Origin of the sequence: Mycobacterium timonense (assembly GCF_025821985.1) — a bacterium.
Classification (GTDB): domain Bacteria; phylum Actinomycetota; class Actinomycetes; order Mycobacteriales; family Mycobacteriaceae; genus Mycobacterium; species Mycobacterium avium.
In genome coordinates this window covers 157773-170915 of record NZ_JACKSY010000026.1, presented here as the reverse complement: position 1 = coordinate 170915, position 13143 = coordinate 157773, and the positions used below count along the sequence as shown (strand labels likewise).

At 68.7% G+C, this 13143-nt stretch carries 10 protein-coding genes and 1 tRNA gene; 5 read left to right on the top strand and 6 right to left on the bottom strand.

Features of this window, described 5'->3' with window-relative positions; genetic code table 11:
- Positions 1–22: 22 nt before the first annotated feature.
- Positions 23–3274, bottom strand: a complete 3252-nt coding sequence (locus H7I87_RS09030; RefSeq protein WP_019733353.1) for a thioester reductase domain-containing protein — start codon at positions 3272–3274, stop codon at positions 23–25.
- A gap of 472 nt (positions 3275–3746) precedes the next feature.
- The gene (locus tag H7I87_RS09025; RefSeq protein WP_033727230.1) at positions 3747–4778 is read right to left on the bottom strand and encodes a diacylglycerol kinase family protein; all 1032 of its coding nucleotides are present in this window, start codon (positions 4776–4778) and stop codon (positions 3747–3749) included.
- Positions 4779–4964: 186 nt separating this feature from the next.
- On the opposite strand from H7I87_RS09025, the gene H7I87_RS09020 reads away from it, so the two are divergent.
- Both H7I87_RS09020 and H7I87_RS09015 read left to right on the top strand, forming a co-directional pair.
- Positions 4965–5846, top strand: coding sequence for an oxidoreductase (locus H7I87_RS09020; protein WP_003874647.1), 882 nt, complete (start codon positions 4965–4967; stop codon positions 5844–5846).
- 112 nt (positions 5847–5958) lie between these two features.
- A complete protein-coding gene (locus H7I87_RS09015; protein WP_003874645.1) occupies positions 5959–6876 on the top strand; it encodes a DMT family transporter in 918 nt (305 codons plus the stop codon).
- A gap of 4 nt (positions 6877–6880) precedes the next feature.
- On the opposite strand, the gene H7I87_RS09010 is transcribed toward H7I87_RS09015, so the two are convergent.
- Together H7I87_RS09010 and H7I87_RS09005 are read right to left on the bottom strand one after the other, a co-directional pair.
- A complete protein-coding gene (locus H7I87_RS09010) occupies positions 6881–8185 on the bottom strand; it encodes an MCE family protein (protein ID WP_062891257.1) in 1305 nt (434 codons plus the stop codon).
- Between the two features lie 243 nt (positions 8186–8428).
- Positions 8429–9721 (bottom strand): MCE family protein, encoded by a 1293-nt coding sequence (locus H7I87_RS09005; RefSeq protein ID WP_063971768.1) that lies wholly within the window; start codon positions 9719–9721, stop codon positions 8429–8431.
- 267 nt (positions 9722–9988) lie between these two features.
- On the opposite strand from H7I87_RS09005, the gene H7I87_RS09000 reads away from it, so the two are divergent.
- Genes H7I87_RS09000 through H7I87_RS08990 form a run of 3 tightly spaced genes read left to right on the top strand, consistent with a single transcriptional unit; the run spans position 9989 to position 12036 of the window.
- Positions 9989–10936, top strand: a complete 948-nt coding sequence (locus H7I87_RS09000) for a GGDEF domain-containing protein (protein ID WP_019732581.1) — start codon at positions 9989–9991, stop codon at positions 10934–10936.
- Positions 10937–10987: 51 nt separating this feature from the next.
- Positions 10988–11524, top strand: coding sequence for a hypothetical protein (locus H7I87_RS08995; protein ID WP_033727234.1), 537 nt, complete (start codon positions 10988–10990; stop codon positions 11522–11524).
- A 23-nt stretch (positions 11525–11547) separates the two neighbouring features.
- Positions 11548–12036: a glutathione peroxidase gene (locus tag H7I87_RS08990; RefSeq protein WP_023881418.1), complete on the top strand. Its 489-nt coding sequence runs from the start codon at positions 11548–11550 to the stop codon at positions 12034–12036.
- A 24-nt stretch (positions 12037–12060) separates the two neighbouring features.
- Here H7I87_RS08990 and H7I87_RS08985 read toward each other — a convergent pair whose 3' ends face one another.
- Together H7I87_RS08985 and H7I87_RS08980 are read right to left on the bottom strand one after the other, a co-directional pair.
- Entirely contained in the window at positions 12061–12837 is a 777-nt protein-coding gene (locus H7I87_RS08985; protein WP_023881419.1) for an RsiV family protein, read from the bottom strand.
- Positions 12838–13025: 188 nt separating this feature from the next.
- Positions 13026–13102, bottom strand: a tRNA-Met gene (locus H7I87_RS08980).
- Positions 13103–13143 lie beyond the last annotated feature (41 nt).

Below are 13143 nucleotides of genomic sequence, written 5' to 3'. Positions count from 1 at the left end.
TCCCTTCCGAGTAGCGCGCCGGTCAGGCGCTGCGTTGCGCCTCGTCCTCCACCTCAGTGATCATCCGCTCGGTGCGCAAGAACCGCACCAGGTGGTCGACCGTTTCGGTCAGCGCCGGCTCCCGCAGCCGCACCGGGACCAGCCCGCGCCGGTGCCGGTACTGGGTGTTGTCGTAACGCTTGTCGCGCATCGCGGCGATCTTGTCCGCCGACCGGGTGAGGAAATCGACCAGCGGATACATCTGGTCGTCCGGCGTGCAGCGGCGGTTGAGCTGCTCGGCGAACGAATCGATGTCGTGGTAGTCGAAGCGGTACCCGTACCGCTCGGACAGGATCCGCGTCACGTCGGTGAGGTTGTAGTAGTCGTCGGCGGTCATGTTGAACACGCTGCCCGACTCGTCCGGCAGATCCATCAGCGCGACGATGTGATCGGCGATCAAATCCGCCGGCAGCAGGCTGATCTGGTTGAGCGCGTTGACGGCCAGCCCGTGCTCGATCATGAAGGCGGTCAGCCGCACCAGGATGTCGTCCTGGCTGCCGAAGCCGCTGCGGGTCGGCGAGATCAGCGACGGCCGGTAGATGCGGACGTCGAGTCCCTTCCGCTGCGCGGCCAGCGCCAACTGCTCGGCCACCCACTTGGTCTGCGAGTAGCCGAAGTCCAGGCCCGCCATCTTCTCGTTGGCGTCCCACTCTCCCACCACCGGCTGGGTGCTCCAGCCGTAGATGAAGGTGCTGGAGACCAGGTGGAAGGTCTTGGCGTGGTCGGTCATGGCCAGCCGCAACAACTCTCGGGTGCCCTCCACGTTGGTGGGCCGCAGCGCATCGTAGGTGCGCACGTAGTTGACCAGCGCGCCGTTGTGCACGACGGCGTCGACGTCGCGCGCCAGCCGCGCGAAGGCCGGCTCCCCGATGCCCAGCGCGGGCTCGGCGAGATCACCGCAGATCACCCGCACCCGGGCGCGCACCTCGGCTTCCAGCGCCGGTGTCCACAGCTGGGCCTTGCGCAGCGAGGCGACGATGCGGTCCAGCCCGTGCCCGGGGTCGGTGGCCCGGACCAGCGCGTGCACCGTGTAGGGCGTCCGCGCCAACAGGCTGCTCAGCAGGAACGGGCCCAGGAAACCGGTCGCCCCGGTCAGCAGGATGTCGGTGGGCGTGCCCGCGCGGGCGGGCGCCGGGTCGGGCAGCGGCAGCGCCGCGTCGGCGCGCATCTGGGCGGCCTCGTGCGCCTCGTACTCGGCGGAGATCTGATCCAGCGCCCGGCGCAACGCGTCCAGCGGCTGCCCGGAACCCTCGCCGAATTGCCTTATCAGAGAGAAGAATTCGGCCACCGTCAGGCGCTGCAGCAGGCGCGTGTTGACGTCGTCGGCCAACTCCGCCGCGCCGTGCTCGGCCAGCAGGGCCTGCATGTCGTTGCGCAGTTCGGCCAGCGCCAACGAGTCGATGCCCAGGTCGGCGAACGAGCAGTCCTCGTCGCCGGTCAGGTCGTAGCTCTCGATGAGGTTGGCGAAGCGTTCCAGCGGGCCCGCCCCGGCGGCCGTCCCGTCGTGGCCGCGGGTGGCCGCCGGGTTCACCCAGCTGGAGAACGTCGGCAGGGCGCCGTCCAGCCACAGCTGACGGGTGCTGGCCCGGCGGATCTTGCCCGACGTGGTCTTGGGGATGCTGCGCGGCGGCGCGAACACGATGGTGTGCGGATCGATGTGGCAGTGCCGGCGGATCGCGCGGGCCAACGCCCGGGCGTCCGGCAGGTTGTGCTCGTCGCGCACCTCGGCGACCACCACCAGCGCCTCCTGGTCGTCCTGCTCGACGGACAGCGCGGCGACGCAGCCGCCACGGACCTGCTTGGCCGAGCGCTCGACGACGGCCTCGATGTCGGAGGGGTAGCAGTTGACGCCGCGGACGATGATCAGGTCCTTGCTGCGGCCGCAGACGAACAGCTCGCCCTCGTAGAGGAAGCCCAGGTCGCCGGTGCGCAGATAGCTGTGCTCGTCGTCGCCGGCCAGGCGGGCTTCGAACATCTCGGCGGTGAGCTGCGGACGGTTCCAGTAGCCGCGGCCCTTGGACGGTCCGGCCAGCCACACCTCGCCGACTCGGCCCTCACCCAGCGCCTGGCGCGTCTGCGGGTCGACCACCCGGACCACGGTTTCCTCGAGGGGCTTGCCGCAGCTGACCAGCGGCACCTGGTTGCTGTTCTCCGGCAGCGCCTTTTCCACCCGCGCGACGTTCTTTTCCAGGCCGCGCTTGTTCACCGTCAGCGTCTGGCGCCCGCGGATGGACACGATCAGGGTGGATTCGGCCATGCCGTAGGCGCCCGTCAGCGCCTCGGGCCGCAGGCCGTACGGGGCGAACCGCTCACGGAACTGGTGGAAGGTGTTGGCGCGCAACGGTTCCGCACCGACGACGATGCATTCCAGACTGCTCAGGTCGATGCCGGCCAGCTCGGCCGCGGGCACCTTGTCCTCACGCAGGCAGTATTCGAGCGCGAAGTTCGGCACCGGCGTGTGGGTGGCGCGCACGTCGCTGATCAGCCGCAGCCAGGCCGACGGCCGGGCCAAAAAGTCCAGCGGCGACATGGCGTGCGTGGTCCCGCCCTGCAGCAGGATGAACATGTAGGCCGAGATCAGGCCCATGTCGTGGTGCTGCGGCAGCCAGGAGACCAGCACCTCGCTGCCGCCGGTGAAGGCGGAGACGTTGGCGATGACGTTTTCGTGGCTGACGATGACGCCCTTGGGATCGCTGGTGGAGCCCGAGGTGTACTGCAGGAACAGCACGTCGCCGGGGGTGTCGGGCACCGGGGCGCCGCCGAATTCCTGGGCGCCGTCGGTGGCGAACCAGGGCAGCTCCGGCAGGCCGGCGTCGGACCAGGGTTGCCCGCCGTGGCGCTGACCGAGCAGCATCCGGAAGTCGTACTCGAACTGCTTGGTCGACAGCACCGCCCGGGCCTGGCAGTCGCGCGCGATGAAGCCGAGCTTGGCCAGCCCGGACTCGAACGACATCGGCAGCGGCGGGCTGACCGGAACGGCGATCACGCCGATGCGGGCGCAGGCGTACAGGGCCGCCACCATCTCCAGGCCCGGCGGGTAGACCAGCAGCGCACGGTCACCGGCCCGCAGCCCGGCCTCGGTGGACAGGTAGGCGGCCAGCTCGCGGGTGCGCTCGGCGAAGCTGCGGTAGGTGTAGTGCTCGAGTTCGCGGCCGTCGACGTCGACGAACCGGAAGAGGGTTTGCTCGGGCCTGCGCTCTTCCCACAGGTGCAGGTAATCGATCAGCGTCTCCATAGTCGAGCTATCCCCTTTCCAGGCTGGGCTCAGCCGAGTACGACTTGCAATCATGAATATGAAACCAATGTAGTCCCGCCGGCCGGTGCGGAGCAAAGCAGTTGAGGGCCTTAATGGCCATTACACATTGCATTCACAGCTTGAATTGAAGCGCCCGAATCGAATACGCCGATCCTGAGCTACGCCGATACGTACTTCAGTACATACGTGGTGATTAACCAGGAGGAACGGCGCGCCCTGATCCGAGAATACTGATCTGCTGATCTACGAATTCCCGCATTTCATATTCCGGTTCCGGCGCGAATCGATTGCCATGGAGGCGGCGCTTAATAACGAAATCGCAAAGCGGGGAATTGTAAATTCCGACGTGGATTCGGCGGGTCGCCGGCGCGTCCGGGTCCCGCGGCGGGGCGACGGGTGAGCCACCCGGCGCGCCCCTGATCTACTGACCCGGGCGGGGCCGTGAACCTCGTCACGTCGGCGCCACGGCCCGTGCCCGGCCGACGGTGGCCGACCCGACCGGGGCGATGCGGATGCGCGGTCCGGCGCGGGCCACCAGTTGCACGATGCCCACGAAGCGTTCCCCGTCGATGATCGGCGACAGCGGCTCGTCGAGGGCCTCGATGATCATCTCGTGGCCGGTGACGTCGCGCAGCTCGGCACCGCGCAGCATGCCGTTGGTCAGCGCCAGCGGCAGCTGCACCACGATCTTCGACGGCCGCAGGTCTCCGGCCTGAAAGTGCAGCGCACCGGGTTGGGCCGCCTTGGGGAACAGCCGCAGTGGACCGCCGATGCGCAGGTCGATCGCCCCGGCGTGCAGCAGCCGGTGGGTGCGCGACGGCACCTCGTCGCCGTCGATGACCACCCGGGCGAGCGTCGGGGTGAACAGGATCGAGGCGTAGTTCGGGGTCCTCACCCGGCTCGGGGCGACCTTGGAGGTGATGTAGTCGCCGAAGCTGCGGGCGATCACCCGGGCGACGGCCAGGCGGCCGTGATCGGGGGCGTCGTAGTAGCGGTCGTAGAAGCGGTTGCCGACGCCCCCGGCGGCCAGCCCGAAGCAGAGCCGGTGGAACGCGGCGCCGTCGGCGGTGGCGCCGTCGAGCCGCAGGGTGTCCAGCCGAACCTCGGCCGGCGGCCGATCGGATTCGGCCGCGGCCACCAACTCGCGGATGATCGCCTCGGGGCGTCCGCGTACCCCAGCCTTGCGCGCGACGGCGTTGACGCTGCCGCCGTTGGTCGGCACGAACGCCGGCCAGCTGTCCGGGTCGGCGACGCCGCGCTCGATCTCGTTGATCAGCCAGTGCAGCGCGCCGTCGCCGCCGTCGCCGACCAGGTGGGTGACCCGGGGGCCGATCCGGCCGAGGGTGTCCCGGAGTTCCTCGACGGAGGCGGTCTCGTGCACCTCGCCCCACGGGCCGACGATGCGTCGCAACTCGGCGATGCGCGCCGGCGACGCGCCGCGATTCCTCCGCGCTTTCGGATTGACGATGACGCCTAGATACATCCGGCGATCCCCCGCGCGTACCTGACAAAACACCGCCGTTTCGGCGACCGCTCCGGTGGGATGTCGCTGGTCATCCCAGGCACGATACCCGCGCGTACCGCTGGGCGGGCAATGCGTCCGGTGCGCCGCGGGGGCGGCCATCGGCCCGTCGGCGCCCTGCGCAGGTGCGAAGTTAGGGTGTCTGTCATGCCCGATTGGACCGCAGCGCAACTGCCCTCCTTCGCCGGCCGGACCGTCATCGTCACCGGTGCCAACGCCGGGTTGGGTGAGGTCACCGCGCGCGAGTTGGCGCGGGTCGGCGGCCACGTCATCCTGGCCGTCCGCAACACCGACAAGGGCCGCGCCGCCGCCGACCGGATGGCCGGCGTGGCGACCGGCCGGGTCGAGGTGCGTGAGCTCGACCTGCAGGACCTGGCGTCGGTGCGCCGCTTCGCCGACGGCATCGACACGGTCGACGTCCTGGTCAACAACGCGGGCATCATGGCCACCAAGCACGCGGTGACCGTCGACGGTTTCGAGGGCCAGATCGGCACCAACCACCTCGGCCACTTCGCGCTGACCAACCTGCTGTTGCCCAAGCTGACCGACCGGGTGGTGACGGTGTCCTCGCTGATGCACCACTTCGGCTACATCAGCCTCAAGGACCTGAACTTCCGGTCGCGGCCGTACTCGGCATGGCTGGCCTACAGCCAGTCGAAGCTGGCCAACCTGCTGTTCACCAGCGAGTTACAGCGGCGTCTGGACGCCGTGCCGTCGTCGCTGCGCGCCCTGGCCGCTCACCCGGGCTGGTCGCACACCAACCTGCAGGGGAACTCGGGCCGCAAACTGGGCGATGCGGCCGTCCTCGCGGTCGACCGCATCGTGTCCACCGACGCCGACTTCGGTGCCCGCCAGACGTTGTACGCCGTCTCGCAGGATTTGCCGGGCGACACCTTCGTCGGCCCGCGGTTCGGGCTGTACGGGCGGACCCAGCCGACGTGGCGGAATTGGCCGGCCAAGCGGGCCGGGACCGCCGCCGCGCTGTGGGAGCTGTCCGAGGAACTGACCGGGACCAAGTTTCCGCTCTGACCCGGATTTGCGGCGTGGGCGCGCGGCCGGGCCGCCGTCGCCGCGCCGGCCGCCCGGGGCGGTGACTAAATTGGTACTGAGCGCAACCCCGCGGGGGGTAGGAGGTTATGCCATGTCGGACGCGAATCTGGCCGCCGTCCTTGCCCTGTGCGCGGCACTGGCGTCCGCGGTCGGCAACGTGGTCCGGCAGCGGTCGGCGCAGGAGGTCACCGACAAACCGGTGGGCCATCTGGCGTTGTTCGGCATGTTGCTGCGCGACACCCGTTGGTGGCTGGGCGGTTTGGGCGACATCGGCAGTTATGTGTTGCTTGCCGCGGCCCTGGACCGGGGTTCGGTGCTGCTGGTGATGTCGCTGCAGGTGACGGCGCTGCTGTTCGCGCTGCCGATCTATGCGCGGATGACGCATCACCCGATCACCGGGCGGGAGTGGGCGTGGGCGCTGTTGCTGGCCGTGGCGCTGGCGGTGCTGATCGCCGTCGGCGACCCGACCGGCGGTCAGCAGCGGGCGCCGCTGCAGACCTGGCTCGTGGTGGCGGCGGTGATCGGGCCGCTGTTGGTGCTGGGTTTGCTGGGCGCCCGCGTCTGGGCGGACCGGCCGGTGGCGGCGCTGCTGCTGGCGGCGGTGGCCGGGTCGTTGCTGGCGATGTTCGCGGTGCTGATGAAGGGTGTCGTCGACATCCTGGAGCACAATCCCGGCCAGTTGTGGCGCAGCTTCGAGTTGTATGCGCTGGTGTTCTGCGGGGTGGCCGGGATGATCTATCACCAGTCGGCCTATCGGGCCGGCGCGCTCACCGCGTCGCTGCCGACGATCATCGTGGCCAAGCCGGTGGTGGGCGGCATCCTCGGGATCATCGTGCTGCGCGAGACCCTGGTGGCCGGCGGCTGGGAGTGGGTGGTCCTGGCGGTGACGGCGGTGGTGGTGATCGTGGCGACGGTGGGCCTGGCCCGCGGTGAGGCCGCGTCCATGTCGGCCGGCGCCGGGCGGGACGTGCGGCCGACCGACCGGCCCAAGGCGGCCTCTCAGGCCTGACGGCCTACGGGTTGATGGTGTTGTCGCCGACCTGGCGGCCCCACACGTACTCGAGCGCATAGGGCGATCCGGTGTCCAGGTGGTTGTACGGCGCAAGGCTGTTGCCGGTGTCCATCACCAGCTCGGGTGCCGGCCACAGGTCGTGGGTGATCTTCTGCCAGCAGCCCGGCGCGCCGCCCGGCCCGCCGCGGGCGTTCACCCGGGGCAGGTTCTCGGGATAGATGTAGGGGTTGGGCGCGCCGCCGACCACGCCGACGATCCCGCCCACCATTGAGGCGATGACGGGCACCGCGGACACCGGGTTCGCGATGAGGCCCAGCCCGGAGAGCGCCTCGGTGTTCATGTTGAGTGAGTAGCCGTTGAAACCACCCTCGGCCGCGCCGGTGGCGGGCAGCGCGTCGTGTTCGTTGCGCATCAGGCAGTAGATCTCGGGGCTGTAGGTGTCCAGCAGTTGAGCGGTGGGGATCAGGTCTTGGGCGCCGCGCGCCAGATACGGCCCGCCCTTGGTGAACAGCTCGGCGCCGGTGTTGCCGAATCCGGCCGCCGACAACAGCGCCTGGTCCAGATCCTTCTGCTGGGCGTTGATCGTGCGAGAGGTGATCACCGCATTGTTCAGAAAATCAAACAGGTCCGGCGAGGCGTCCGCATAGGTGTCGCCCAACGCCGCCAACCCCTGAATGTCCTTGCGCGCCTGCGGCATTCGTGGGTTCACGTCATCGAGCAACGCATTCGCGTTGACCACCGACTGGCCGAACTTCTCGCCCAGACCCGACAACGACTGTGCCGCCGCGCTCAACGTCAGATTCAGCTTGACCGGATCCACCTTCTCCGCGATCGAGGTGATCGTCTGAAACAAGGTGTTGATCTCGGTGGTGACCGAACGCGCGTCAATCACCGTGTGCGAAGAGATCTTCTGCGGCGACGGGTGCGCCGGCGTCGTCAGCGACACGTACTTGCCGCCGAACACCGTCGTCGCCTTGATATCCGCGTTCACGTTCGACGGGATCAGCTTGAGATACCGCGGATACACCTCGAGGGTGAATTTCGCCGCCGGCTTTCCGTCGCGCACCGTCTCCGAGATCGTGCCCACCCGGCCGATCTCGACCCCGTTGTAGGTCACCTTCGACCCCGGGTCCATCACCAACCCCGCCCGCGACGCCAACATCGTCAACTCGGTCTTGGGGGTGAAGCCTCCGCGGAATTGGATGTACACCAGGGTGAAGATCACCGCGAGCACCACGACCGTGATGAAGGTGAGCAGCTTGTAGGGCGGGACGCGTGGGTCGTTGATCTGGACAGGTGAACCCACCGTCGCCACCACCGCCCCTCACGTCGGTGCCGCGGCCTTGCGGCGCTGCGGCAGCTCAGTCCCCCGACTCAACGCCTCTCACCAGGGGCTCTGTACACACATGCAATAACGAAGACCAGTGCAATGTACCGCGCTGGCATGGCACAGACAAAGCAACCGCGCACCGAGCCGGCGGGTCCGCGCGGATCGCCCGGAACGTGAGCGAATGCGTATCTGCGGCAAGCCTTTTCGCGCACACGTTTGTCAGGGGTTGATGGTGTTGTCGCCGACCTGGCGGCCCCACACGTACTCGTTGGCGTACGGCGATCCGGTTTCCAGGTGGTTGTACGGCGCGAGGCTGTTGCCGGTGTCCATCACCAGCTCGGGTGCCGGCCACAGGTCGTGGGTGATCGGCTGCCAGCATCCGGGCGCGCCTCCCGGCCCGCCGCGGGCGTTCACCCGGGGCAGGTTCTCGGGATAGATGTAGGGGTTGGGCGCCCCGCCGACCAGACCGGCGATCCCGCCCACCAGCGAGGCCAACACGGGAATGGTCGCGACGGGGTTGAGGAGCAGCCCCAGCCCGGAGGTGACCTCGGTGTTCATGTTCAGTGAGTAGCCGTTGAACCCGCCCTCGGAGGCACCGGTGATCGGCACGATGTCGTGGTAGTTGTGCAGGGTGCAGTAGAGCTCGGGGCTGTAGGTGTCGAGAAGTTGGGCGGTGGGCACCAGGTCGTGGGCGCCGCGGGCCAGGTACGGCCCGCCCTTGGTGAACAGGTCGGCGCCGGTGTTGCCGAATCCGGCCGCCGACAACAGCGCCTGGTCCAGATCCTTCTGCTGGGCGTTGATCGTGCGCGACGTGATCACCGCATTGTTCAGAAAATCGAACAGGTCCGGCGAGGCGTCCGCATAGGTGTCCCCCAGCGCCGCCAACCCCTGAATGTCCTTGCGCGCCTGCGGCATCCGTGGGTTCACGTCATCGAGCAACGCATTCGCGTTGACCACCGACTGGCCGAACTTCTCACCCAGACCCGACAACGACTGCGCCGCCGCGCTCAACGTCAGATTCAGCTTGACCGGATCCACCTTCTCCGCGATCGAGGTGATCGTCTGGAACAGGGTGTTGATCTCGGTGGTGACCGAGCGGGCGTCGATGATGGTGTGCGGGGTGATCTTCTGCGGTGACGGGTGCGCCGGCGTCGTCAACGACACGTACTTGCCGCCGAACACCGTCGTCGCCTTGATATCGGCGTTCACGTTCGACGGGATCAGCTTGAGATACCGCGGATACACCTCCAAGGTGAATTTCGCCGCCGGCTTTCCGTCGCGCACCGTCTCCGAGATCGTGCCCACCCGGCCGATCTCGACGCCGTTGTAGGTCACCTTCGACCCGGGATCCATCACCAACCCGGCCCGCGACGCCAACATCGTCAGGCTGGTCTTGGGGGTGAAGGCGCCGCGGAACTGGCCGTAGATCAGCGCCAGAATCAGCGCCAGCACCAGCAGCACGGCGACGGCGAGCAACTTGTACGGCGGGATGCGCTGGGAATTGATCTGCACAAGTGAATCGCTATTCGAGTCTCTCGACCTCACCGCCGCCGCCCCTTGTGCTCGCTTTGCGCGCCCATTTCCCGTGTTGTAGGCAACCTCACCTCTGGTTCAGACCTCTGAAATGTACCGCGACGGCCGCACACATGCGAACTCAGATTCGCACTGCCGGCGGGCCGTGTCGGCCGGCGGGAGGCGATGCCGACGCCGCGGCCTGTCGGGCACGGATTCTCGTCATCGCCACCACCATCGGGCACCCACTCACCTTATTCTTGGCGAATGTCCGGCCGTCTCGCGTCCCAGCCCTCGGCGGGGCGCTGGCATGCGATCGGCCTGATCGCATTCCTGTGGCTGGTCGGCATCTACTCGGTCAAGGCGCGCTTGGGCGGTGCGGGCGACCCGCGGCTGTACGGGCTGCTGGGCGGCGCGGCGCTGGCGGCGGTGGCCGCCGCATTGGTCGGCCGGCTGCGCGGCCGGCAGGAGAGCCGGGTGTTGCTGGCCGGATGGCCGGTGGCCTCGCTGCTGCTCACCACCGTGGTCGGTGCCGTCGACCCGGCGGTCACCCGCGACTTTCCCGGCACCATCACGATCACGTTTGCCTACATCGGCCTCACCTGCCCGCGCTGGCGTTCGCTGGCCTTCGTCCCCCTCGGCGTGGCGGCCTTCGTGGTGGGCGGCGCCAAGGCGCTGCCGGACGGGTCGACCAGCGTGCTGCTGGCGGCGGCAATGTGGGTCATCGTCGCCGAGGTGCCGGCCTGGCTGATCGCCCGGCTCGAAGAGCAGAGCGCGCTGCTGCGCAAGGTGGCCCACACCGACGCGCTGACTCAACTGTTGGACCGCAGCACGCTCGGGCCCCGTCTCTCGGCGCACGCCAGCGAGTCGGCCGTCGTCGTCATCGATCTCGATAACTTCAAGCGCTACAACGACACTCACGGCCACAGCGCCGGCGACGAACTTTTGGTGGCGTTCGCCGACGCGCTGCGCTGGTCGGTCGGCGCCGACGACGCCGTGTTCCGGATCGGCGGCGACGAGTTCCTCATCATGCTCGTCGACGCCGATCGCGAGCAGGCGGAGCGGGTGCTCGACCGCCTCCGCGGCCGCTGGGCTGAGCTCGGCGAGCCGGTCGGCTTCAGCGCCGGGATCGCCGCCGGCGCGCAGGATCTGATGCGCCTGGCCGACGAGCACATGTACGCCAACAAGCGTTCCCGCGATCTGTCGGCCGACTGAGCCGCGGCTAGGCTCGGTACAGGCCTCGATAAGGACCCGGAAAGGTACGCGATGCTGGCAGCGTTCGGATTCGAATCCCTGGGTGTGGTGGTCGGCGACATGTATTTCATCGACCCCGATCCGCTGGAAGGTCAGGAGACTCCGGAACGGGGCGTCAGGCTGGAACTGCGGCTGGTGGACCGCGACGAGCCGCAGGGTTCGATCTACGCCGGCGTCCCGATCAATTTCGGCCGCCCGGTGTGGCGGGTCGACCTGTTCGGCTCCACCGAGAGCCCGCCCGGGACGCTGGACCGGGCCCATCACCATCCGCGTTTCAACGGCTGGGAACCCAGCCGCCGCCACTTCGTTCCCGAGCTCTCGGCCGACCCGCTGTCGTGGCTGGCGGGGCAGCTCGCCGACCCGGCCGCGGTGCTGGCCCGGGCCGGCGTCGACCCCGACGAGGTCAGCCGGGCCGACCGGGCGGGGCTGGCGGCCGCGGCCCCCGAGATCGTCGCCGCGGTGAAACGGTTGCTGGACGGCGTGCGGGACGGGACGTTGGCGCCGGCACCGGAAAAACCGGTTGCCGCCGCCCGCACCGGCTGGCTGTAGCGCGTTGCGTTAGCGTCGTCGGCGTGACTGTGAAAAACATCCCGCTGACCACACTCGACGGCCGGCCCACCACGCTGGCCGAATTGTCCGACGGCGCAACGCTGGTCGTCAACGTCGCCTCCAAATGCGGGCTGACTCCGCAATACACGGCCCTGGAGAAACTGGCCGAGGACTACGCCGCGCGCGGCCTGACCGTCGTGGGGGTGCCGTGCAACCAGTTCATGGGTCAGGAGCCCGGCACGCCCGAGGAGATCCGGGAGTTCTGCTCGACCAACTACGGTGTGGCGTTCCCGCTGCTGGCCAAGACCGACGTCAACGGCGACGACCGGCACCCGCTGTACGCCGAGCTGACCAAGGCCGCCGACGCCGACGGCCAGGCCGGGGACATCCAGTGGAACTTCGAGAAGTTCCTCATCTCCCCCGACGGTGAGGTGGTGCGCCGCTTCCGGCCCCGCACCGAACCCGACGCGCCCGAGGTGATCAGCGCCATCGAGGCCGTGCTGCCCCGCTAGCGCGGCGTTCGGCCGGTGCGTTCGCTAGGCGAGCATCGGGTCGATCGCGGAACGCGGCACCAGGACCTGAGGAGCGCCCGCCGAGTCGGGCAGCAGACGACCCTGGTCGAAGAAGAAGATCACGCCGTCGTTGGTGATGGCGAAGCTCTGATAGTTCGCCGGGTCGTAGGCGGCGGCCGACGCGACGGTCACCGGCGGTGCCGTGGGCGTGGGGCTCGCCGGCTGGTTGGCCGGCGGTGCCGGCTGGTTCGGGTTCGCCGGGGGTGCGGTCTGCTTCTGCAGCTCGCTCTGGACGATCGGCGCGACGGTCGCCAGCGGGTCGTCGACGCGCCACAGCGGCGTGTTCTTCTTGTCGTCCGCCGCCGCGGTCCACACGATCTCCTTGCGATACGCCTGGTCCCAGTTGAACGACTTGTAGGTCGTGTGCGGGCCGGCGCCGGTGTTCTGGACGACCTTGAGCACCACCGCCTCGGTGCCGCGCGGCGGTATCGCCGACCCGTACTTCGCCGATGTGATGGTCAGCTGGTAGGGCTGATCGCGGGGTGCGGAGGATTTGGCGGCGTTGAGGAAATCGTCGCGCTGCTTGCTGATGAAGTCGGCCACCGGCTGCTCGTCGGGGTAGTTGGCCGGGAAGCTGATGTCGACGTTGTAGCCGGGGTCGGCCATCTGGATCTGGCACGTCTGGCCGGTGTTGGCGCCCTTGAGGTCGGCGCAGTAGTCCTTCGGCGCGGCGGCCGCGGCACCGGCAGGGCCGGCGAGAACGAGGGCCGCGGCGAACGCTGGCACGCTGAAACTGCGCATGTTGGATCCCTCCCCGAGAACTCACGCTACCGATGCGACGGAATTGAGCTAAAGATAAGCCATCGCGCCGCCGGCCCTGCTTGCCGGACTTCCCGCACGGGCCCGTTGGCCAACGGGCCGCAGGGCAGCACGGGTTGACAACCGGCATGGAAACGGCCCCCGAAGCTTCCTCCGGGGGCCGTTTCACCTGGTAGCGGGGACAGGATTCGAACCTGCGACCTCTGGGTTATGAGCCCAGCGAGCTACCGAGCTGCTCCACCCCGCGTTGGTGAATGCCAGGTTACCCAACCGGTGTCACGCCGACCA